The organism is Pontibacillus chungwhensis (genome assembly GCF_030166655.1).
Classification (GTDB): domain Bacteria; phylum Bacillota; class Bacilli; order Bacillales; family BH030062; genus Pontibacillus.
The window spans coordinates 949106-969730 of sequence record NZ_CP126446.1 but is presented as its reverse complement, the minus strand read 5'-3'; the positions used below and the strand labels follow the sequence as shown (position 1 = coordinate 969730).

26 protein-coding genes and 1 other annotated feature are annotated in these 20625 nt (G+C 41.9%); of the genes, 11 read left to right on the top strand and 15 right to left on the bottom strand.

Features of this window, described 5'->3' with window-relative positions; translation table 11 throughout:
- Nucleotides 1-74: 74 nt before the first annotated feature.
- The 3 genes from QNI29_RS05015 to QNI29_RS05005 all read right to left on the bottom strand — a co-directional run bounded on the left by QNI29_RS05015 (nucleotide 75) and on the right by QNI29_RS05005 (nucleotide 4050).
- Nucleotides 75-1793, bottom strand: a complete 1719-nt coding sequence (locus tag QNI29_RS05015) for a peptide ABC transporter substrate-binding protein (RefSeq protein ID WP_231418407.1) — start codon at nucleotides 1791-1793, stop codon at nucleotides 75-77.
- Between the two features lie 172 nt (nucleotides 1794-1965).
- Nucleotides 1966-2433, bottom strand: coding sequence for an Lrp/AsnC family transcriptional regulator (locus QNI29_RS05010; protein ID WP_231418408.1), 468 nt, complete (start codon nucleotides 2431-2433; stop codon nucleotides 1966-1968).
- A 402-nt stretch (nucleotides 2434-2835) separates the two neighbouring features.
- On the bottom strand, nucleotides 2836-4050 hold the full coding sequence (locus QNI29_RS05005; RefSeq protein WP_231418409.1) for a putative glycoside hydrolase: 1215 nt from the start codon (nucleotides 4048-4050) through the stop codon (nucleotides 2836-2838).
- Nucleotides 4051-4276: 226 nt separating this feature from the next.
- Here QNI29_RS05005 and QNI29_RS05000 point away from each other — a divergent pair, with 226 nt between their 5' ends.
- Nucleotides 4277-4600, top strand: coding sequence for a hypothetical protein (locus tag QNI29_RS05000; RefSeq protein WP_231418410.1), 324 nt, complete (start codon nucleotides 4277-4279; stop codon nucleotides 4598-4600).
- A gap of 59 nt (nucleotides 4601-4659) precedes the next feature.
- Nucleotides 4660-4877: a binding site (T-box leader), on the top strand.
- Nucleotides 4878-4939: 62 nt separating this feature from the next.
- Nucleotides 4940-5941, top strand: a complete 1002-nt coding sequence (gene trpS / locus QNI29_RS04995; RefSeq protein WP_231418411.1) for a tryptophan--tRNA ligase — start codon at nucleotides 4940-4942, stop codon at nucleotides 5939-5941.
- A 351-nt stretch (nucleotides 5942-6292) separates the two neighbouring features.
- Here trpS and QNI29_RS04990 read toward each other — a convergent pair whose 3' ends face one another.
- Together QNI29_RS04990 and QNI29_RS04985 are read right to left on the bottom strand one after the other, a co-directional pair.
- On the bottom strand, nucleotides 6293-7045 hold the full coding sequence (locus QNI29_RS04990) for a YjbA family protein (RefSeq protein ID WP_231418412.1): 753 nt from the start codon (nucleotides 7043-7045) through the stop codon (nucleotides 6293-6295).
- Nucleotides 7046-7131: 86 nt separating this feature from the next.
- Nucleotides 7132-7341, bottom strand: coding sequence for a YuzI family membrane protein (locus QNI29_RS04985; protein WP_231418413.1), 210 nt, complete (start codon nucleotides 7339-7341; stop codon nucleotides 7132-7134).
- A gap of 172 nt (nucleotides 7342-7513) precedes the next feature.
- On the opposite strand from QNI29_RS04985, the gene QNI29_RS04980 reads away from it, so the two are divergent.
- Nucleotides 7514-8560 (top strand): LCP family protein, encoded by a 1047-nt coding sequence (locus QNI29_RS04980; RefSeq protein WP_231418414.1) that lies wholly within the window; start codon nucleotides 7514-7516, stop codon nucleotides 8558-8560.
- Nucleotides 8561-8613: 53 nt separating this feature from the next.
- Here QNI29_RS04980 and fabF read toward each other — a convergent pair whose 3' ends face one another.
- Both fabF and QNI29_RS04970 read right to left on the bottom strand, forming a co-directional pair.
- Nucleotides 8614-9855, bottom strand: coding sequence for a beta-ketoacyl-ACP synthase II (gene fabF, locus QNI29_RS04975; protein ID WP_231418415.1), 1242 nt, complete (start codon nucleotides 9853-9855; stop codon nucleotides 8614-8616).
- Nucleotides 9856-9873: 18 nt separating this feature from the next.
- The gene (locus tag QNI29_RS04970; protein ID WP_231418416.1) at nucleotides 9874-10815 is read right to left on the bottom strand and encodes a beta-ketoacyl-ACP synthase III; all 942 of its coding nucleotides are present in this window, start codon (nucleotides 10813-10815) and stop codon (nucleotides 9874-9876) included.
- 167 nt (nucleotides 10816-10982) lie between these two features.
- Here QNI29_RS04970 and QNI29_RS04965 point away from each other — a divergent pair, with 167 nt between their 5' ends.
- Complete coding sequence (locus QNI29_RS04965; RefSeq protein WP_231418417.1) at nucleotides 10983-11192, top strand: hypothetical protein; 210 nt, start codon at nucleotides 10983-10985, stop codon at nucleotides 11190-11192.
- Between the two features lie 62 nt (nucleotides 11193-11254).
- On the opposite strand, the gene QNI29_RS04960 is transcribed toward QNI29_RS04965, so the two are convergent.
- From QNI29_RS04960 to QNI29_RS04950, 3 genes are all read right to left on the bottom strand, one after another.
- Entirely contained in the window at nucleotides 11255-12226 is a 972-nt protein-coding gene (locus tag QNI29_RS04960) for a BMP family ABC transporter substrate-binding protein (RefSeq protein ID WP_231418453.1), read from the bottom strand.
- A gap of 114 nt (nucleotides 12227-12340) precedes the next feature.
- Complete coding sequence (locus QNI29_RS04955) at nucleotides 12341-12928, bottom strand: Rossmann-fold NAD(P)-binding domain-containing protein (RefSeq protein ID WP_231418418.1); 588 nt, start codon at nucleotides 12926-12928, stop codon at nucleotides 12341-12343.
- Between the two features lie 52 nt (nucleotides 12929-12980).
- On the bottom strand, nucleotides 12981-13724 hold the full coding sequence (locus tag QNI29_RS04950; RefSeq protein WP_231418419.1) for an alpha/beta fold hydrolase: 744 nt from the start codon (nucleotides 13722-13724) through the stop codon (nucleotides 12981-12983).
- A gap of 175 nt (nucleotides 13725-13899) precedes the next feature.
- Between QNI29_RS04950 and QNI29_RS04945 the strand changes: the two genes are divergently transcribed.
- Nucleotides 13900-14076, top strand: coding sequence for a YjzD family protein (locus QNI29_RS04945; protein ID WP_231418420.1), 177 nt, complete (start codon nucleotides 13900-13902; stop codon nucleotides 14074-14076).
- Between the two features lie 48 nt (nucleotides 14077-14124).
- On the opposite strand, the gene QNI29_RS04940 is transcribed toward QNI29_RS04945, so the two are convergent.
- Nucleotides 14125-14304: a YjzC family protein gene (locus QNI29_RS04940; RefSeq protein ID WP_231418421.1), complete on the bottom strand. Its 180-nt coding sequence runs from the start codon at nucleotides 14302-14304 to the stop codon at nucleotides 14125-14127.
- 62 nt (nucleotides 14305-14366) lie between these two features.
- Nucleotides 14367-14741 (bottom strand): hypothetical protein, encoded by a 375-nt coding sequence (locus tag QNI29_RS04935; RefSeq protein ID WP_231418422.1) that lies wholly within the window; start codon nucleotides 14739-14741, stop codon nucleotides 14367-14369.
- 92 nt (nucleotides 14742-14833) lie between these two features.
- Here QNI29_RS04935 and QNI29_RS04930 point away from each other — a divergent pair, with 92 nt between their 5' ends.
- The 3 genes from QNI29_RS04930 (at nucleotide 14834) to QNI29_RS04920 (ending at nucleotide 16889) form a co-directional block, all read left to right on the top strand.
- Nucleotides 14834-15661 (top strand): undecaprenyl-diphosphate phosphatase, encoded by an 828-nt coding sequence (locus QNI29_RS04930; protein ID WP_231418423.1) that lies wholly within the window; start codon nucleotides 14834-14836, stop codon nucleotides 15659-15661.
- 370 nt (nucleotides 15662-16031) lie between these two features.
- Complete coding sequence (locus QNI29_RS04925) at nucleotides 16032-16175, top strand: lmo0937 family membrane protein (protein ID WP_231418424.1); 144 nt, start codon at nucleotides 16032-16034, stop codon at nucleotides 16173-16175.
- A 486-nt stretch (nucleotides 16176-16661) separates the two neighbouring features.
- Nucleotides 16662-16889, top strand: coding sequence for a MoaD/ThiS family protein (locus tag QNI29_RS04920; protein WP_231418425.1), 228 nt, complete (start codon nucleotides 16662-16664; stop codon nucleotides 16887-16889).
- Between the two features lie 356 nt (nucleotides 16890-17245).
- Here the strand turns inward: QNI29_RS04920 and QNI29_RS04915 are convergent, their stop codons facing one another.
- Both QNI29_RS04915 and QNI29_RS04910 read right to left on the bottom strand, forming a co-directional pair.
- Nucleotides 17246-17557: a metal-sulfur cluster assembly factor gene (locus QNI29_RS04915; RefSeq protein WP_231418426.1), complete on the bottom strand. Its 312-nt coding sequence runs from the start codon at nucleotides 17555-17557 to the stop codon at nucleotides 17246-17248.
- A 71-nt stretch (nucleotides 17558-17628) separates the two neighbouring features.
- Nucleotides 17629-18393, bottom strand: a complete 765-nt coding sequence (locus QNI29_RS04910; RefSeq protein ID WP_231418427.1) for a prolyl oligopeptidase family serine peptidase — start codon at nucleotides 18391-18393, stop codon at nucleotides 17629-17631.
- A gap of 178 nt (nucleotides 18394-18571) precedes the next feature.
- On the opposite strand from QNI29_RS04910, the gene QNI29_RS04905 reads away from it, so the two are divergent.
- The 3 genes from QNI29_RS04905 (at nucleotide 18572) to QNI29_RS04895 (ending at nucleotide 19840) form a co-directional block, all read left to right on the top strand.
- Nucleotides 18572-19381, top strand: a complete 810-nt coding sequence (locus QNI29_RS04905; RefSeq protein WP_231418428.1) for a Cof-type HAD-IIB family hydrolase — start codon at nucleotides 18572-18574, stop codon at nucleotides 19379-19381.
- A gap of 112 nt (nucleotides 19382-19493) precedes the next feature.
- Nucleotides 19494-19646, top strand: a complete 153-nt coding sequence (locus tag QNI29_RS04900) for a hypothetical protein (RefSeq protein WP_231418429.1) — start codon at nucleotides 19494-19496, stop codon at nucleotides 19644-19646.
- Nucleotides 19646-19840 carry a DUF3813 family protein gene (locus QNI29_RS04895; RefSeq protein ID WP_231418430.1) on the top strand — a complete coding sequence of 65 codons (195 nt, stop codon included), beginning with the start codon at nucleotides 19646-19648 and terminating at the stop codon, nucleotides 19838-19840. Before QNI29_RS04900 ends, QNI29_RS04895 begins: the two co-directional genes overlap by 1 nt.
- Nucleotides 19841-19982: 142 nt before the next feature.
- Here QNI29_RS04895 and QNI29_RS04890 read toward each other — a convergent pair whose 3' ends face one another.
- Entirely contained in the window at nucleotides 19983-20624 is a 642-nt protein-coding gene (locus tag QNI29_RS04890) for a VC0807 family protein (protein ID WP_231418431.1), read from the bottom strand.
- Nucleotide 20625: the final 1 nt, after the last annotated feature.

Here is a 20625-nt window from a genome sequence, read left to right as displayed (position 1 = left end):
ACATAACCTTCTTATTAAGAAGAGAAGGTATATGAGGGAGCACCCTCATATACCTTAAGAAGTCTTGCTAACTCTTACTCTGCTTCAAAGTAAGCCCATTTAAGCTGAACATCGCCAAGACCAGACATCATTACGTCTTTAAGATTCTCATCTTGTACCCATTTGTTCGTGTAGAAGTAAATAGGTGCGATTGGCATTTCATCCATTAGGATACCTTCAGCTTCTTTAAGCATTTCTAGACGCTTGTCAGAATCAGTCTCTGTTTGAGAGTCTTCTAGAAGTGAAGCGTACTCTTCACTGTGCCAGCGAGTATCGTTGTTACCGCCTTTTTCTTTGTAAAGCTCAAGGAAGTTGATTGGATCGTTAAAGTCACCTAACCAACCCATACGTCCGATCTGGTAGTTACCTTGGTGAAGCGTTTCAATGTAAACCGCCCACTCGTTGTTGTTAAGCGTTACATCAATACCAAGATTTTTCTTCCACATGTCTTGGATTGCTTGAGCAATCTTCGCGTGTGTTTCTTGAGTGTTATAAGAAAGTTCGATAGTAGGTAGGTCTTCAACACTATCGTAACCTAGCTCTTCAAGACCTTTTTCAAGGTGCTCTTTCGCTTTCTCAACGTTTAAAGCATCAAAGTAACCTTCTTCGTTGCTTTCGAACATTGTCGGTGGTACCGCAGCCATTGCTGGGATTTCTTCACCTTTTGTAATACTCTTAACAATTCCTGCACGGTCAATCGCGTAAGCAAATGCTTTACGGATGTTTACGTTGTTAAATGGTTCTTTCTCTGTGTTGAACTTATACCAGTAAGTACCAGCAATTGGTTCAATGTTTAGAGTGCCTTCATCTTTAAGTGAAGGAATCGCTTCTGGTGGAAGAGAGTTGAACGGAGAACCTGTCCAGTCAAATTCACCATTTTGGAAACTGCTTAGACTTGAGTTTTGGTCGTTAATCATAGCGAACTCAATTTTCTCAAGGTTTACATTATCTTTGTCCCAATACTGATCGTTCTTCTCAAGAACGATTTTCTCGTTATGACCCCATTCAGTCATTTTGAATGGTCCGTTAGATACGTAGTTTTCACCAGCATCTGCATACCATTCTGGGTTAGCTTCAGCAATTTCTTGGTTTACTGGGAAGTAAGTATAGAACGCTGTTAGCTGTAGGAAATATGGAGTTGGGTTATTTAACTCAACTTTAAGTGTTTGATCATCTTCAGCTGTAATCGCTACAGCGTCTTTAAGCGCGTCAAGATCATCTGTGTCAGGGTTACCTGAGTTGAAGTCTTCAGCACCTTTAATTGGGTATAACTGATATGCATATTGAGATTGGTTATTTGGATCTAGTGCCCATTTCCAAGCATATTCGAAGTCTTGTGCTGTAACAGGGTCACCATTTGACCATTTTGCATCTTCACGGATTGTGAATGTGTATGTTTTCTGATCATCAGATACTTGAATGTCAGAAGCCATTGCCGGTTGTGGTTCACCGTTCTTGTCCATACGAGTTAAACCTTCAAATGATTGAAGTAGTACGTTACCAGATGTAGAGTCGTTCGCTAGACCTGGGTTTAAAGAGAATGGCTCAGATGAAATGTTTGCAGTGAATACTTGCTCATCCGCCATTTCACCGCTGCCTTCGTCTTGATTATCATTGCTATCGCCAGAGTTGTCTTCTTGTGCCTGATCATCGTTTGAACTATCATCAGAAGATGAATCATCGCCGCCGGAACAAGCTGCAAGGATTACTGAGAAGACAAGCAAAATACTAAATAAAAATAGCTTTTTCTTCATGTGTTTTTCTCCCCCTATTGCGTTTTAAATTTCAATGTCCAGATATTTCGATCCGCTGGGTCGGATCCGCAGTTGAAGAACCACCTCCTTAAATTTCTAATTGTGGCCGTTTTCTCACATTCACAATCAAGTGACAAGAAGCAATGTTCTGACAATTCAAATTATGAAAAAATTATAGCTGCTCATCCGCCAGATCTATGTATGAGAACGAATCCTTATAGTCTTTTAACTCCAGAAATACGTCTGTAGCTTCAATTCCTTCTACCTTTGACAAATATAAATCTGTGAATTCTATAAGTCTTTCATTGCTAGAAAAATAGGCTTGGATCATAATTTCATACTTTCCAGCGAAAGCACCGACGAATCGTACCTCTTTACAATTTGATAATTCCATTGCCACCTTGTCTCTGTAACCAACCTTGGTCACAATTCCTATGATTGCTTGTACATGAAGACCAATCTTACTCGGGTTAGCGTGAATGACGAATTCAAATACTCCACTTTCCATCATACGGTTAATTCGAAATCGAACCTTCCCCTCGCTAATCCCGTATTGCTTCGCAATCTCTGTGTATGGTCTACGGCCGTCTGCTTGCAACGATTGCAAAATTCGCAAATCTGTTTGGTCTAGTTTAAGCAATCCGATCATTCCCCTGCGATTTACGTAAGAAGTTAACAATTTGTTTACGATTTGTTAACAAAATTGACTGTTTTCATTATACACACATTTTTCAGATAGTTTCAACAGAATTTTTGATCCTTTCGCCTCCCTAACTGTTTATTGAAAGCGCTACCAATGTCGACATATGTAGAATTTTGCGATTTCGAAATTCGCAAAAAATTATGCGAATCGAGCATTCTCCCTTTGCGCACCCTTCTTTTATTTACCATAAAACCCATTTTGTCCTAACACTTTCTTCTTCATCCCCTTGCCATTTCCTTTTTTAGTAAGTGGATTTATATAAAATCAACCCCTTTTATTTCAACCAACATGAATAAAAACTAAAGAAAGTGACTCAGATTATCTGAGTCACTTTCTCGTTTATGGCGTATAGTCTACGTTTTCTGTGTAGGAATTCCCTGCATTCCATAGAAGGAACTCGTTAATGCCATTCTCATTTAAAGCACGGATTTGCGCTTCCACTTCAGCTTTCCCGTACTGTTTCGTTGGGCCACTGTATAGCCATGGTGCTTCGAAGTCTTGGATCCAAGGTCTGGATGTTGGTGGGTCTTCGAGTTTCCCAAGTACTTCATTTTCAACTTTCGCATATTCTGATACAAGCTTATACGGCTCTTTATCCGGGAACGGGATGCCGAAGTAAGATGTCCAGTGCGAAGGATAGATCATGGATGAAATAACATCCACATTTGATGCGATTTTAGAGAAGTTCTGACCAATACCTGGCGCTTCCGGAATGGTAGCGGAATATCCGAAGATATCCACTGACACGTCTACATCATAGTTGCTTAATTCAGAACGAGCATACTCTACAAAGTCTGTAACAGCTGTTACACGCTTCTGTACATTGTCTCCTTCAAAGTCAGCATAGTCTCCTTCATCATAGGAGAGAATATCGTCTCTTCGTTCAAATCCTTCCGGGAAACGAACATAGTCAAACTGTATTTCCTGAAAGCCCATTTCTGCTGCTTTCTTTGCTAACTCTACGTTATATTTCCATACTTCCTTTTGGAACGGACTCACAAACGCTTCGCCTTTTCCATTCTTCCAAACTTTCCCGTTTTCTGTGAATGATAAGTCAGGGCGTTTTTCCGCTAACTTTGAATCTTTGAAAACAACAATACGAGCAATTGGATAGATCTCTTCTTTCTCTAATGTTTCCAATAATTTGCGTGGGTCTTTAATGTAATTGGTCCCTACATCTTCGTATGGAGTGCCCTCTTCTGGTTGGTAAGTAATGATACCGGCGTCTTCCTTAATATCAATTACCATACTGTTTAAATCAGTCGTTTGAATCAGATTTACTAATTTCTCAAAACGACTTCCACCAGCACTTGGCCCTGTTACGTAAACGCCGCGTACGGCATCTGGGTATGTAAAGTCTAATCCTGAATCATATACAAAGCGCGGGACTCTGTCTGGTAGGTCTAACGTTTTCTTGGCCATTTTTCGCTCAGTATGGAATTGTGCTTTTTGTCCACTTTCCTCTTCACCTTCTGCATGCGCTAAAGACGGGGAAATAAAACTTAGCAGGAGAATTCCAATGAGGGATAAAATCTTAAGTTGTTTGTTCTCCATCAACATCGACTCCTATATGTGTAGTTATCCCTATTATAAAAGAGAACTAGCATCTTTTGGGAGCCTTTTTTAAAATTTTCCTTTTCTGACATGAAACTTCCCTCCAATTCAGTAATAGCAATGAAAATATTCCCATTTTTTTAGTTCGCAAAACCTAACTTTTGTTTATTCAACCTTTTTCTGGTCATGGTATACTACCCTTACGATCTTATAAAGGATGATTCACATGACTTCACTCATTCAAAGGAAATGGTTCTTGCTAGCTTTTAACGTGGTGCTTACGCTAATTATCTGGGGCTTCTTTGCCCCTGAACGAAACTTGTTCCAACTGATTAATGTTTTGTTTTACATCTCTTTTTTCTATATTGTTGTTGGAACCATTCTTATTCTCGTGCGGGGCCGATTATTCATAAGCCTTTTCCATAAAGAGCAAGATCAGACGAAAGCGTCCTCTTCCACCCCTCTATCTGACATCATGATTCGAGCCGTTCTTTTTCAAGGGGTGCTTTTAGCAGCGGTGATGGTCGTTTCGTTGGTGATCTATTATTAACTTTTTCTAGTGCTACTTGCATTTCGGATGATTTTTAACTATAATTTTTACACAATGTATATGAAGCGATGAGAAAGAGAGTACAATTTCCCCTCTGCATACAGAGAGCCTGCAATGGTGAGAACAGGCAGCACGGTGAATTGGAAGTGGACTTTCTGGCTGTGTTTCAGAACGAATAGTATGAAACACCGTACTCCTGGCGATAACAGGTTAAGTGATCTTAAAGGAATCCCCTTTAGGATAATTAGGGTGGCACCACGGTTCATTCGTCCCTACGTTTCAGACGTAGACGAATGGACCTTTTTTATTGTCAGAAAAAATTAACTGAGGTGAATAGTCATGAAAACAATCTTTTCAGGAATCCAACCAAGCGGAACCCTTACAATCGGGAACTATCTTGGTGCTTTAAAACACTTCCCTGAACTTCAGGAAGAGAATAACGCATACTTCTGTATCGTAGATGAGCACGCCATTACGGTCCCACAGGATCGTCTGAAGCTTCGCGAAAACATTCGCTCCCTTGCTGCTCTTTATATTGCGGTTGGGATTGATCCAGAGAAGTCTACTTTATTTATTCAATCTGAAGTCCCTGCGCATACGCAGCTAAGTTGGTTGCTACAGTGCGTTGCGTATATCGGAGAACTTGAGCGCATGACGCAGTTTAAAGATAAATCCCAAAAAGCAAGTCGTGAAGGAGTTTCAGCCGGTCTCTTAACATACCCTCCTCTTATGGCGGCCGACATCTTACTCTATGGAACAGACATCGTACCAGTCGGCGAAGACCAAAAGCAGCACCTTGAGCTGACGCGTAATTTAGCTCAACGCTTCAACAATAAGTACAATGATATCTTCACTGTTCCGGAAGTAAGCATCTCAGAAGTCGGGGCGCGCATTATGTCTCTTCAAGACCCAACGAGTAAGATGAGTAAGTCCGATGAGAACACGAAAGGATTCATTTCCATGCTTGATACAGAAAAGCAAATGGAAAAGAAAATCAAGAGTGCTGTTACGGATTCTGAAGGCATCGTAAAATACGATAAAGAAAACAAACCAGGGATCTCGAACCTGCTTACGATCTACTCTAGCTTCAGCGGAGAAAGCATTGAGGACCTTGAAGCAAAATATGAAGGAAAAGGATACGGCGACTTTAAACAAGGCTGTGCCAACGCGGTTGTTGAAGGTATGCGCCCAATCCAAGAGCGTTACTACGAGTTAATTGACTCTGAAGAATTAGATGACATTTTAGATCGCGGAGCTGAAAAAGCAAATTACGAAGCTTCTAAAATGATTCGTAAAGCTAAAAAAGCAATGGGATTAGGAAGAGTTAAGAAGAAAAAATAAGAATGGATGAGGGCTCTCTTTCGGTGAGCCCTCTTTTATATATGAGTGCAGCTTGTCTTTATATGGCTCAGTGGATCATTCTAGACGTCAGTTCGCTGGTCTTGACGTGCCGGCTCATTTTCTCGACGTCACAAGCTGGTTTCTCGACGTCGCCGCTCGCTTTCTAGACATCACAGTCCGTTTTCTAGTCGACGCCGCTTGCTTTTTCGACGTCATAGTCCGCTTTCTCGCCGTCTCCACTCGCTTTCTCGTGGTCCCAATCCACTTTCTAGCCATGCCCCACCGCTCTCAAGCCTCAGCCTCCTTCTCCACAAGAAAAATCCGCTCCCCCTAAAAGGAACGGATCATAGGTTATACACCTTTATTCACTTCTTGATTCTGTTCGAGTTCCCACAGCTTTTCAAAGAATGGTTGTCCTTTAACAAGCTTATGACAAAGCTCTTCGTGATTCTTAGACCATCCTTCACTGAGACCGTTGTAAAGGAGTTGCCATGTTTGATCGAAACTCAGGTTGTGCATCGCGCTATACTGGCCTGGATCCCATTCAGTTAGCCAGTAGCGAACTTCAGATATGTTTTGTGTTGTTTGTAATTGATCAAGTGCCATCATTAACAGTTGCTTAAGTTGACGTTCTTTACGCGTTAGCCCCACCATCGTAACAGGGTGCGGAGAAAGAATGTGGTACTCTTTGTCGTCATTACAGGCAAAGTTATAAGACTCTGGCTTTTGTTGATCAATCATGTCATAGACAAGGCGCTCTTGACGTGGAATCAGTCTGCTTTTACGAACAGGGAGGTTGTACCCCATTGTGTCGACAGCGAGTACAGAGGACCCATCTGTTACAACAAATGCATATTCAATAGAGATACGCTCTTGATTCTTCCGTAGGTACGCCCGCTTATATACCGCATCTAGTAGATCTTGAGGTAGGTCTTGGAGGTCGTTTTCTATATAGTGGTATAGTGCTTGATGTACATACAACAGTGGTACCTGGTCCAGGAGCTCGATTCCGTCTTCTTTACGCCATTCATGGAATGGACAAACGTTATACCCATTCTCTTCACCTTCAAACCAATTGACCCATACATCGTGTAGATATAGCATACGAAACCCTCACTTTTTAAACGTTTTCTTCTGTAGAAATCAGTATGAACCAAGCACAACCGTTTTATTCGAAAAAAACCCAACATTTAGCAAGAATCTTGAGGGAACAAATAGACAGCGATTGTAATAAAGAGAATTCCAAAAGGAAGAAGATAGCATTCTGGCCGTTCTTTTATAAACATCATATAGTCCATCCAACTGAATCCTGCAGGCAAAAAGTTTAAATAAGCGATGATCGTCACTCCACCCGACACAGCAAATCCGAACCCAACTAAAAACAAAAATAGCGGAACCATTCCATCCCCTCCACAGCTCGTCCCCACCTTTTTCTATCTATTGTATGCATGGACCTACCCCCTCATTCCAATACGGTCTGTCGAATAATGTGGCATAAAATACGCTCTTTACTTCACATTAAAGAAAGAGTACATTAATAAATAAGTGGTTTTTTGGAGAGGAGGTACGAGGATGGCAGAAACACGTCGAATTATAAGAAGACGCAAAAAGAAAAAACGCAGAAGAAGATTTCTAGCCTTCATCGTAGCGGCACTTTTCTTTAGTATGGTTGCCTATATTTCTTCCCAGTTCATGGCTGGACAAAGTGAAGCTGGCGGAGGGTTTGATAAAAAAGAAGCTGATAAAACAAAACAAGCATTCGAAGACCGTGATCAACTTGAAAACATCGAGGAAAATCAAAAAGATGAAAAAGTGAATGTTCTCCTTGTAGGAAGTGACTCAAGAGGAAACGGGGAACCCGCACGTACTGATACCATTATGGTAGCTCAGTATGACACTGGGAAGGGTACAGTGAAACTTGCATCCATTATGCGTGACTTATGGGTGGATATCCCAGGAAAAGGATACAACCGCATTAATGCCTCTTATTCAGATGGCGGGGTTCCTTTACTAACAGAAACGATTGAGAAGAACTTTGGACTTCACATCGATGAATACGCGGTCGTGAACTTTAACGGCTTTAAAGAGATTGTAGATATTGTGGCACCAGAGGGAATTGAAATTGATGTAGAAAAGCGCATGTACTACCAGGATAATGCTGGAACGGTGAACATCAACCTTCAGCCCGGGGTACAGAAGCTTAATGGTGAAGAACTTTTAGGATATGCCCGTTTCAGACACGATGCAAAGGGTGACTTTAACCGTGTGTTACGTCAACAGAAAGTCATCTCGGCGTTAAAGGAAAAGCTTGTGTCGGTCACAAGTATCACAAAGTTACCTAAAACCGTTGGAGCTTTAACGCAATACGTTAACACGAGTATGTCTACGAATGAGATTGTATTTAATTATGGACGCCGATTCTTAATGGATACACCTGAAAATATCGAAACGGCTCGTATTCCTGCTGATGGCGAATGGTGGCCAATGACCACTCAAGCCGGAGCCGAAGTACTAGGCCATAATGAACAGCAAACACAAGAAACGATTCAGCAATTCTTCAATGCAGAGGATGCTACTACGCAAACCGCAGAGAAGGAAGATAACGAAGAACCTTCCTAGCATAAAGCATAAAAAAAGCCTGTCACCCTATTAATAGGATGACAGGCTTTTTATTAGTCTTGATATTGTTTAAAGATTAATGTTGCGTTATGACCACCAAAGCCTAGTGAATTACTTAAGACCGTGTTCACTTCACGCTCGCGCGCTTCGTTTGGCACGATGTCTAGATCACAATCTGGATCTTCGTTCTCATAATTCGTCGTAGGAGGCAGAATGTTATTCAGAATACTCTTAATCGAAATTACTGCTTCAACTGCTCCTGCCGCACCTAGAAGGTGACCGGTCATAGACTTCGTTGAGCTCATCGCTAATTTGTAAGCGTGGTCTCCGAATACAGCTTTTACAGCTTCCGTTTCGAATTTATCGTTTAAAGCCGTCCCCGTACCATGGGCATTAACATAATCAATGGAATCAGGTGTAAGACCTGCATCCTCAATTGCCTGCTTCATCGCACGAGATGCGCCTTCTCCATTTGGAGCAGGTGCTGTAATGTGGTGAGCATCTCCTGTAGATCCATAACCAACGATTTCAGCGTAGATCTTAGCTCCACGTTTCTTCGCAGATTCCAACGTTTCCATAACAAGGATACCTGAACCTTCACCCATAACAAAGCCAGAACGTTCTTTATCAAACGGACGGCTGGCTTTCGTTGGGTCTTCCACTGGGGATAAAGCTTTCATGGAAGAGAAACCAGCGAATGACATTGGTGTAAGAGGGGCTTCCGCTCCACCTGCGATCATATAATCAGCATCACCACGCTGGATGACTTTAAAGGCATCTCCAATAGAATTGGCACCAGATGCACAAGCTGTAACCGTACAAGAATTAATTCCTTTGGCTCCCGTTGCGATGGAAACCTGGCCAGCTGCCATATCTGGAATTAACATAGGAACGAAAAATGGACTTACGCGGCGAGCACCCTTGTCCATATACTTACGGAACTGTTCATCGTATGTGGTCATCCCACCAATACCAGAGCCGATCCATACACCTGTCCGATGTGCGATATCTTCGTTGATGTCTAATCCTGCGTCTTTTACGGCCATTAGGGAAGCTGCTAACGCATACTGTGTGAATGGGTCCATCCGTTTTGCTTCTTTCTTGTCAAAGAAATTACCTGGTTCGAAGTCTTTTAGCTCCCCAGCAACATTTGCATTAAATTCACTTGGGTCTACTTTTGTAATAGGGGCAATACCCGAATTCCCTTCGACAATATTATTCCACATCGTTTCTACATCATTTCCAAGAGGGGATACTGATCCCATCCCTGTAATGACAACTCGTCTTGAATCCATAAACATGTCCTCCTTGAATTAAACTCCGTATCTTAGTGCTACAGCGCCCCATGTCAGGCCGCCACCAAATCCGACAAGTACAACTACATCGTTATCTTTTATTTTACCGTTTTTTACGTTTTCTGATAAGGCAATTGGGATGGAAGCTGAGGAAGTATTTCCATATCGCTTCACAGAGGTCGCCATTTTCTCTTCAGGAATTTCTAAACGTTGGCGAGCTGCTTCCATAATCCGTATGTTCGCCTGGTGTGGAACTAAGAAATCAACTTCTTCTTTCGTAAGTCCCGCTTTCTCAAGAACCTTCATAGAAGATTCAGGCATTTGGCGAACCGCAAACTTGAAGACTTCTCGTCCATTCATTTGCAAGAACTCACCCTGGTTCTGATAAAGGAATGGCGCTCCAGCCCCATCTGAACCTAATTCAAAGGAAAGGATACCTTTTCCTTCACTAACAGGTCCCATTACAGCTGCACCTGCACCATCACCGAATAAGACACATGTATTTCGGTCTTCCCAGTCTGTGATCTTAGATAGCTTCTCAACACCTACAATAAGGATGTTCTTATAAGCTCCCGTTTGAATGAACTGCTGGGCGCTGATCATGCCATACATAAAGCCAGCGCAAGCTGCTGCTAAGTCCATTGATGCTGCGTTTGTAGCGCCTAAACGCTTTTGCAGGCGGTTCCCTACTGAAGGAAATAACGTCTCTCCTGTTACAGTAGCAATTAGGATCATATCAAGATCTTCTGCTTTGACATTAGCATCTTCTAAAGCGTTCACAGCTGCTTCGTACGCAAGGTCCGATGTATCCATATCATCAGAAGCAATGCGACGTTCTTCAATACCGGTACGAGTGCGAATCCATTCGTCAGTCGTATCGACGATTTTTTCCATATCAAAGTTGGTTAGTACGCGCTCAGGGACGTAGTGTCCAATCCCTAAAATACCTGCACTCTTCATATATTCATCCCCTTAAAGGTAGTAATAATATCTATTCTTATGACTTGGTACTAATAATAAGACATCTAAAGATGACATGCAAGCAGAACTCCTCGTCACATTTAGACAGAAGCCCTCCCAAAACAAAGCCCACCTCCATATCTTATGGGTAAGGAGGTGATTGACCTATGTCGGAGAAATCAACGAATCAACCTAGAGATTTTGAGTCATTCTTATTCGGCAGGCGAGAGCCGAATAAGTCAGAAGAAGTTGACTCCAATAAAGAAACAGATTCATCTTTCGACTTGATCGATACAACGGAGACCCTGATGGAAACCTATCGACAGCTTTCGCCCTATATCAAAGAACTATCCGCTTTATTCAAGAAAACCAAATAACAACAAAAAAAGCTATTTACATAAGGAGAGGTCTTCCCCATTCCTTATGTAGGATAGCTTTTTTACGATTCATTTTCAGTTGTTTCTCTTTCATTTGGCAATTGCCCTGATTCTTTATATTCCTCAACAGCAGATGTGATCTGATTCCTGACATTCTCCGGTACCTTTTCACCGAACTCCCCAAGAGTAATCACGCCTTCCTGGAAATCAAAGTTCAATGTTCCCTCAGGCAACTCACCTATATTGTATTTCTTAGCCGCTAAGACATAGAGCTTGTCCACGTGCTGTACGGTACTCGTTAATACTGTAGAAGCACCAATACTTAATTGATCTGATACATATCCGATCGCATTCGTATTGGTTGACTTGGCCTCTTCAATCACAGGTACGCTAAAGCCATCCCCGGCCGGGTAGAACACATCCACACCTGACTGCCTCATTTGGTTATAAAATTGAAGAGCACGATCCTTGTTGTCCCAGCTATTCACGTATTGAATGTTAACTTCAGCCTCAGGGTTCACATAATTGACGCCTTCGTAGAACCCTTCAATCTCTGGCTGCCACTCAAAAGCAGCGATGACCCCTACTTGATTAGACTCGGTCATTTCCGCTGAAAGCATCCCGCCAAAGAACCCCATGGCATGAGCGTTAAAATTAAGGCTTGTTATATTCTCGCCTTTAATACTTCCGTTAAAGTACACAAAACGAATATCCGGGTACTCCTTTTGTAACTCCTGAAAGTATTGCCCGTACCGGCTTCCGTGTCCAAATATTAAATTGACCCCTTTATCAGCAAACGCTTCAATCGCTTGCTGAGTCTCTAATTGAGTTTTCACGTCTTCTTTAAAGTACACATCTACACTGAGCTCTTCTTTTATTTGCAAAAGCCCTTCATACCCTTTTTGCCCCCAGGCCTGATCGTGCACTGTACTTTCTACTAACATTCCAACCTTTTGGACCTTCCCTTGCCCAAATGTCTCGGTACATCCCGTAAGTGCAAGGAGAAGGATACCCATAAAGATCAACGATCGCATCTTCACTTCGAGCACCTCATTTACGTCTTTATCCCATTAAAGTACATATCTAGTCACATTGTACCGTTAATACCTAGATCCGTAAATGATTGCCCTCTAAAGTTCATGAGGATGCTACAACTTGTAGTAATTCGGGAATTGCTCCTGATGCGTTAAAACACGCTGCCATCCTTCTTTTTGATTCATCGTTTCCTCTACAAACCAGCTGGCCCCTTGACCACCAGATCCCCCTTGTGAAGAGGGGAGGATTTCAACAAAGTCTTTCTTTTCTCCCTGTTCGATAACCTCTAGAATACCTCTTATGAAATCATCTACGTAAAGAGCCTCAGCAGAGGTTGGTTTTACAGGATGAGGCATCCATGGGCCGTATACTTCCTTGGCATAAAGAACCGGGTGCTCCTCATGGTTCTTTTTACCCACCTCAATGATCCATTCAAATGTAATCGGAATCTTGGGATCTTTTATCTCCTTTTCACCGCCTATGTGAACAACAACCAGATCTTCATCCAGCATAGAGTCTTTCACATCACCGACAGAGTCTAAAAGATGGAATGAGGCATTTCTCCCTACATAGAGGGAGAGCCACTCTTTTTGCTCATTCCAGTCAGAATCCACTCCAATCACTGTTTCACCTTCATTTAGCAGAGCTTCTGTTAAGTGATACCCGATCCAATGAAAACATCCCGATAGTAGATATGCCATGTCGTTCCCTCCCCTTCTACATTCTATGAGAAGGGGAATGGTTCATATCACTTTAATATGGGTTTGAGATGCTCTTCTCGTATTGTTTCATAAATTTAATGAGTGTATGGTTAATTCGGGGGAAGAACGGTTGGATGGCCAACTTTAATTCAAAAGGTGCTGAAACCTCTTCCTGTTTCTCCTCAAGTCTTCTGGAATGTTCATGAACGGTGTAATGAGGGTTTGCCATATCGTGAAAAAGGAGGACAGGAGCTTGAACCTCCGGAATCCGCTCTGTCATAAACTGATCCACCTCAAGTTCTGTGCACGAATAAGCTTTAGCCATTTCCTTTGTTAACCGTTTAAAATAGAGCTGGTTTTTCCGTTCTTCGTCGTACATGGCTTTTATATTTAAACAAGGCGTCACAAGGACGAAGGAGCGGACCGGGATTTCTTGTTGCTCATGCCAACGCAATGCGGCTAAAGCTCCCATTCCTTCTGCTACCACGTGGATATAAGGGTTTACAATTTCTTGCCTTACCACATGATGATAAACGCGGTTTAATAAATCGATAGCAGCATCACTTCCCCAGTGATTGCCATAAAGTTCGCTCGTATATAAAGTGTATCCTTGATCGACTAACGCTTGCAGCAGGGTCGATCTTCCCCTGTGTTCTTCCCAAAAAGAACGATCTTCCTCCACGTAATGTCCCGCATCCCCTAAATACAGTATTAAATATCCATTTGGTTGTTCCGGAATGTGCAGTAAACAGTTTTCTCGGTCTAATTGGAAAGAACGCGTAATTGCATTTTGCATGTGTTCTCATCCTTTATTTCAGGGTCATATCCACTATAATGTATGTATTGGATTGAATTTTGTATAGTTAGATGCCTTATTTTACAAGTTCTTTCAGGAAGATTGCGTTTTATATTTATTTTATTGGAAACGTTTGATAAACTAAAATCAGAATGTCAAAGTTGAGGTGAAGAACATGCGTTTAATTTGGTCTATTATTTGGTCATTCCTATTAAGCTGTATGACAGTATACGTTGTTAACAGTATGGATGGACTAGCTTTTAACATGACTCAAGCCATTGTCCTTACAATTGGATTCACCGTTGCCGTTGTCCTTTTAGGTGAAGGTGCATTAGCCGAAGATAAGGAATAAAAAAAATCCTCCTTCCCAGATAAGGAAGGGGGATTTTTCACGTTTAATTTACGGTTTACGTTTAGGAGCCCAAACTCGGTCCTGGTTCGAATTTGAAGGGAATTTGTCACCAGCGTTTAAATGAACCTGCTTAGGTTCTTTCACCATGCTACCGGTTTCTCCAATTTCTACATATATTCCGTTATTCGGTGCTTTGTCACCGTGTTTAAATTGATGTCTTTGTCCCATGTGCTTAACTCCTTTACACGAGTGATATGGATAGTTTGGCACAGAGGTGAGGTTTTATACATCTAATACCACGGCAGCGAACTAATCGCAACAAGACCTGCAAGAGGAAGAATCAGTCGACTAAATCTCGGAGGCGGCGTGTATCCATATCCATATGGTGCGCCAGTCCCGTAACCGCCCCCATAAGGCGAGGCATAACCATATTGTCGCTGGTCTCGATCTGTCATAGGTTGTGGTGAACCATCTCTTTCCTGCTGTTCATTGCCTGTTAATGGAACAGCTAAATAGGCATAATCGCCATCTACACCCGTGACAATTCCATCAATATTCTGGCCATCCACCAATTCCGCCAGGACATATTGATTCATATGTTGATTGCATAATGAATACATATGGTGATAATTCGTGGATGGATTCTTCTTACTTCGCTTCTTCACCCGGGCCACCTCCTCTTTACAAGTAGGATATTCACCCACATAAAAAGTGTGAAGGACGAGAATAGATTTATGTATTTCCTTTAGGGAGGATTATGAACATGCTCGATCAATTATGGACGCTTATTCAATATTTATTTTTAGGAGTATTCCAAGGATTCACGGAACCCATCCCTATTTCTTCAAGCGGACACCTGATTATGGTGAAAGATTTATTTAATATCATTGGTGAAAAAGGGTTAACGTTTGAAGTTCTTGTTAATTTCGGGTCTTTACTTGCTGTCTTTATCGTGTATCGAAATGACCTGGCACGTTTGATTGCAAGCGGAATTGGTTTCTTGTTTCAAAAGAAACGAGACGAAGAAACCATTCGAGATTTTCGCTTTATTATTTATTTATTGATTGGAACCATCCCAGCGGGCGTTATTGGCGTTTTATACGGAGATGCAATTGAAAGCACTTTCGGTGAACAAGCGAGCACTGTTGGAATCACGCTCATCGTCACCGGAATTGCGCTTTGGGTGATCCGCAATCTTAAAGGAAGCCGCGGCGACGGCGATATGACGTTTAAAGACGCGCTCATTATTGGACTAGCCCAATCTGTTGCCCTAATCCCAGGGATCAGCCGATCCGGTGCAACGGTAGTCGCAGCCATGCTTCTTGGGTTGAAGCAAACAACAGCCCTTCGCTTTTCCTTTTTACTTTATATACCTGTCAGTCTTGGAACAGTGATCTTAAAGGGGGAAGCTATTATGAACACTCCTTCTGACCTTTATATCCCTTATGTTCTGGCTTTCTTAGGTTCGATCCTGGCTTCTTACTTCGCTCTGAAGTGGTTTATTAATGTGATGAAGAACAATAACCTGAAATATTTCGCATTTTATTGCTTTATTGTCGGAGCGCTCGCGATTTTATTCTTATAAGAAACGAACAAGCAGTTACGTGTTGGGTGGGCAACCTTCAAAGTTCCCCCCTTACCGTAGCTGCTTTTTTATGTCTCTGTTAAGAGATGATCTTCATTCCCTATTCTTAACACAAAATCAAAGTAAGAGTTGACGGTCTACTCATTTAACGATATACTGAAAACAATTCTCATTGATAATGATTATCATTACCCGTTACCCCCCTAACGGTTTTTGATAGGCCCCTAAAAGAGACACCATCTTGAAAGTAAATTTCAAGATGGTGTCTTTTTTTGTATAGGGATCAGCTAAGAGGTGTCACTGAAGTAAACAGGATGTGTTTGAAATAAAGGATTTCGGGGCAAATTACAAACAAAAGGAGGGATGACACATGCTTTGGACCATATTACTTATCTTATTACTATTCTGGTTATTCGGCGTCATCTTTAAAATCGCTGGCGGTATTATTCATATTCTGTTAGTTGTCGCCCTGGTCTTATTAGTTTACAGATTAATCAAAGGCCGAAAACCTTAACGAACATATATGGAACGGTGAAATCAAGATTCTTGGTTTCACCGTTTTTAATTTTGGGGTTTTGCTTATAAAAGGTATAACCTTTTTGTTTGCTTTAGTGAGAGGAAGGTGGTCCTTTGAAAACACTCGCTTTCCTGCGGACGAACTCCAGAGCTTCCTCATTCGTTTCACTCCCTGCGGGATCTCTGAAGCCCGTCTTTCCGCGGGAGTCTCGCATTTTCAAAGGACCACCTCTACTATGTTAGGGTTAAACAAAAACGTTGCCATATCTGAGCGAAAAAAATTAAGACCTTCCCGTACTTTTAGTGAAGATCATTTCAAATTACAGACTGCGTTTCTTGCTCTTGCACGTTTATAGAATGGGATAAAGTGGTACATATCGTTGTAAGCCATACTTTCACTTAAAAGTGATGAGAGTATACACAATCAAAGCAGTTCCTAAAAAATTAGTGGAGAATTCATCTCCCTTTCAAGGAGGACTTAAACGTGGTTAAAGTATTACTACTAGCTCAATTCCAAGAAGCAGCAGGTCGTGAAAGTGTAGAAATGGAAGCAGGTGGCCAAACGGTTGCTCATGTTAAATCCACATTAAAAGAGAACTATAACGTGCTTGATTTAGATCATGCTCAAGTTACTGTGAATGATGAATACAAAGATATGGATACGGAACTAAGCGACGGCGATACCGTTGCCTTTATTCCCCCACAATCGTAATGTAAGAAAAGCTCTCCCTCTTAATTAGAGGGAGAGCTTTTTTTGATAGTTGGACGGCTACCTACCACCTGGGAGGTATAAGCTTGCTAATTGAATCCAGTCGGGCCGTTCACCTCATAATGCCAGGGCTTGCTCGGGGACTGCGAGACTCCCACGGGGTGAGGAGCCTAGGGGAGACCCCGGAAGACGGCTTGCCGTCTGAGGAGGCTTCCCAGCTCCCCGCAGGAAAGCGAGTTGTCCCCGAGCAAGCCCAACCACTCATCAAACGTAACGGCCCCTTCACAACAAAATATCTCAGCTTAGCTTATACCAAAAAAAACCTTTTGCTAAGACAGCAAAAGGTTCTTTTCTAGAAATCAATCCGGAATGCCTAACGCAATTTTTGCGTAACGGGACATCTTATCTTTCGTCCACGGTGGATTCCATACAATATTAACGTTTACGTCTTTTAGTTCTGGAAGATCGGCTAATACGCGTTTTACGTCAGCTTCAATCGTGCCAGCAAGTGGGCACCCCATTGCTGTTAGCGTCATCGTAACTTGTCCAACGCCTTCATCGTCAATATCAACGCCATATACTAAACCAAGATTGACAATATCAATGCCAAGCTCGGGGTCGATTACATTCTCAAGTGCACCCATCATGTTATCGTGCATAGTCTGATCCATGAATACTCGTTCCCCTTTCTTCTAATCTTTTCTCATTATAACGAAAATCCGCTCATTTTAAAACAGCATGCTTATAGATGCATGTCGAACCAGTTCACCGTTTCTGAAATCGCATAGATTGAAACTTTATGGTCGCGACCGATTTCCCTGCGGAAGCGAATATTCTCAGGGTTCTTATAATGGGCAATGGCATCATTATAAAAGCTGTAGGAATGATCAAATGGAACAACGCGGTCGTCTTCTCCGTGCCAGAAAAATAGCGGGCGTCCATATAGTTTATCGATTTGTTTACTTAAGTCAATAGAGGAAAGATCTCGAATGAGCTTCTGTTGCTCCTCTTCTGATAACGGTAAGTCCACATTCATTTCCTTCAACGTCGCTACTTGTTCCTCAGCGAATCGAACAGGTTGTGGGGATCCCATTAATACTGCGGCAACTTTAATCCAGCTATACTGCGTAAGGGCAGCACTTGTCGTAATGCCTCCCATACTCGTACCAGCAAGTCCGAAACGGCCATCTAATATTAGACCTTTCTCATCAAGTGCATCTTTAATGATCGGAAGCTCTTTCAGGTTCTTTGCAACGACTTCCCATAATCGATAAGAAATTTGCTGGTTATTCAGCCCTTCATCTCTTTCTCCGTGTAACATACAGTCCGGAAGTACAACACGAAATCCTTTCTCAGCCAAGAAGTAAGCGAATGAAAGGTTCTGCTCTTTACGACTCGTTATCCCGTGGATATACGTCACAACAGGTAATGGCTGGTTTTCTTTCTCAGAATCAACAACGACTAGTGCAGGTATGTGTTCAAATCTTTCTCTGTAAATGCCAATCACGATGTTATTCCCTTCCTTTGTGCATAAAAATATGTATTGAATTCTTTCCGTAATTTACTAATTTATATGGTACATCGTAACACTTTCCTTTTTGAAAGAAAAGAAAAACGACCCTATAGTTCTTTACAGATGATAGAATCAAGATATACACTTAAATTCAAATGAGGTGGTGAAGGCAATGGAAAAACATTTAATCGCTTTAGACTTAGATGGAACACTGCTAAGCGATCAGAAAACAATTAGCGAACGCAATAAACAAGCGATTCATAAGGCTCGAGAGGCTGGTCATATTGTATGCATCGCAACCGGTCGTCCACACAGAGCTAGTATTGATTACTACAATGAAATGGACCTCGACACGCCTATGGTGAACTTTAATGGTGCTTTAATTCACCATCCTTTAAATCATAATTGGGATTCAATTCATTCACCGATGTCCATCCGAACGGCTCGCGAAATTATACATACGTGTCACGAAATCGGCGTCCGCAACATTCTGGCTGAAGTTCGGGACGAGGTATACTTAGATCAATATGATCAGGAAATTCTTGATATTTTTCATACGACAGATACACCTATTACGATAGGAAGTATTAAGAATCACCTTAATGAAGATCCAACTTCTATCTTGATCCATCCAAATGTAGAACAAGTTAAACACATCCGCGAACACTTAGACGAGAAGCATGCCACGATGATTGAGCACCGCAAATGGGGAGCTCCTTGGCACGTGATCGAGATTGTACGCGCTGGTTTAAATAAAGCGGTAGGTTTGAACAAGATCGCTCACTACTACCACATTCCTAAGGAACGTGTTATCGCATTTGGTGATGAAGACAATGATCTTGAGATGCTTGAGTTTGCTGGGGTCGGAGTCGCGATGGATAATGCTATTAGCGAACTGAAGGATGTATCAAATGAGGTCACGACTTCTAATGAGCAAGATGGAATTGCTGTCTTTTTAGAGCAGTATTTAAAGCTCACTTAAAAACAAGATCTCCATATTTTTCAATACATTGAAGAGATGCATTTGCTCATACTAAGCTTGAACACAGCAACACGTTGTGTTCGAGCTTTTTTTAATCCACGAGGTGATAAGTGTGAGCAAGAAAAGTAAATCGAAACGATTTGTTCAGCAAGGAAGAGATTCTGTCAAGAAGCACGATGAGCGTTTTCCATATAAGCAAACTTTTGCCGATGTAGAACGCACAGGTGAAGAAGACGATCATAACTCTATAGGAGGTCTTTCGTAATGCAGAATAACTTATTCCAGCAAGCAAAAAGTGCCGTATCTAATATCACTAACCGCAATGGTGAAGCGAGGGAGAAAAATATCCAAACAGCGAAGAACTGTATTAACTCAGCTCGCGCTAACGCTTCCCAAGAAGAACAAGCTCAACTTCAGCAGCTCGAATCAGAACTCGAGCGTCACCAAGGATTAAAATAACACAGCTCAAAAAAGCCTGCCCTCTTAATCAGAAGGCAGGCTCTTTCGTGCTTTAAAGAGAGAAACGGTGTCTGACACCCTTTACTGCTCTAAAGCAAAGACGCGTGTCAGACACCTTTTATCGCGTTAAAGTAAAACATCGTTAGGTAGAGTATTTGGTGTTGTCGTTTGTGGGTGGTGTCATCTGTAGAAGTTTGAAGACGTATACGTAGCCGATGACGGTTACACCGGTTAATACCCAACTCATAACTTGCCTGATGACGATCGCCTGGTCGAACGCTTCGACACCGTATTGGCCGATGAGCCAGGCCTTCCAACCCGCGAAGACGAGTTCACGGAAGACAAATACAAACGTAATAAGCTGAAAGACAAAGAACACTTTCTTCTGCATAAACTTTGCTCTTAACGCCTTCCGGTTCTGTCCTTGCATTTCCATCACATCAAGCATTAAATATAGAGCAATCGGCTTTCGAATGAACATACTTCCTAAGAATATACCTCCGCCTAACAAAGCGAAGTAAACCCTATTCCATAATAGTTGCAGGGCGGAGCCAGCTAGCACGTCGAACAACGTCCCAACGACTAAGTTTGCAAGCATGAAAATGCCGAAGAATTGGACCTTTTTAACCGCTTTAAACCGGATGATCGTATAGACTATACCCGGAACAGAGGACAAGAGCATCGCATAATAATCCCCGATGTCATCTCTGATAAAGTTCCAAACGACTAAAGGAAACACAATATAACAGATTAAATCCCAAACTACGATATTCTTTTGATTCACT

Coding starts and splice junctions, on each gene's coding strand:
- QNI29_RS05015 (WP_231418407.1), bottom strand. CDS start 1,793: ATGAAGAAAAAGCTATTTTTATTTAGTATTTTGCTTGTCTTCTCAGTA.
- QNI29_RS05005 (WP_231418409.1), bottom strand. CDS start 4,050: ATGGAGAACAAACAACTTAAGATTTTATCCCTCATTGGAATTCTCCTG.
- QNI29_RS05000 (WP_231418410.1), top strand. CDS start 4,277: ATGACTTCACTCATTCAAAGGAAATGGTTCTTGCTAGCTTTTAACGTG.
- trpS (WP_231418411.1), top strand. CDS start 4,940: ATGAAAACAATCTTTTCAGGAATCCAACCAAGCGGAACCCTTACAATC.
- QNI29_RS04990 (WP_231418412.1), bottom strand. CDS start 7,045: ATGCTATATCTACACGATGTATGGGTCAATTGGTTTGAAGGTGAAGAG.
- QNI29_RS04985 (WP_231418413.1), bottom strand. CDS start 7,341: ATGGTTCCGCTATTTTTGTTTTTAGTTGGGTTCGGATTTGCTGTGTCG.
- QNI29_RS04980 (WP_231418414.1), top strand. CDS start 7,514: ATGGCAGAAACACGTCGAATTATAAGAAGACGCAAAAAGAAAAAACGC.
- fabF (WP_231418415.1), bottom strand. CDS start 9,855: ATGGATTCAAGACGAGTTGTCATTACAGGGATGGGATCAGTATCCCCT.
- QNI29_RS04970 (WP_231418416.1), bottom strand. CDS start 10,815: ATGAAGAGTGCAGGTATTTTAGGGATTGGACACTACGTCCCTGAGCGC.
- QNI29_RS04965 (WP_231418417.1), top strand. CDS start 10,983: ATGTCGGAGAAATCAACGAATCAACCTAGAGATTTTGAGTCATTCTTA.
- QNI29_RS04960 (WP_231418453.1), bottom strand. CDS start 12,226: ATGCGATCGTTGATCTTTATGGGTATCCTTCTCCTTGCACTTACGGGA.
- QNI29_RS04955 (WP_231418418.1), bottom strand. CDS start 12,928: ATGGCATATCTACTATCGGGATGTTTTCATTGGATCGGGTATCACTTA.
- QNI29_RS04950 (WP_231418419.1), bottom strand. CDS start 13,724: ATGCAAAATGCAATTACGCGTTCTTTCCAATTAGACCGAGAAAACTGT.
- QNI29_RS04945 (WP_231418420.1), top strand. CDS start 13,900: ATGCGTTTAATTTGGTCTATTATTTGGTCATTCCTATTAAGCTGTATG.
- QNI29_RS04940 (WP_231418421.1), bottom strand. CDS start 14,304: ATGGGACAAAGACATCAATTTAAACACGGTGACAAAGCACCGAATAAC.
- QNI29_RS04930 (WP_231418423.1), top strand. CDS start 14,834: ATGAACATGCTCGATCAATTATGGACGCTTATTCAATATTTATTTTTA.
- QNI29_RS04925 (WP_231418424.1), top strand. CDS start 16,032: ATGCTTTGGACCATATTACTTATCTTATTACTATTCTGGTTATTCGGC.
- QNI29_RS04915 (WP_231418426.1), bottom strand. CDS start 17,557: ATGGATCAGACTATGCACGATAACATGATGGGTGCACTTGAGAATGTA.
- QNI29_RS04905 (WP_231418428.1), top strand. CDS start 18,572: ATGGAAAAACATTTAATCGCTTTAGACTTAGATGGAACACTGCTAAGC.
- QNI29_RS04895 (WP_231418430.1), top strand. CDS start 19,646: ATGCAGAATAACTTATTCCAGCAAGCAAAAAGTGCCGTATCTAATATC.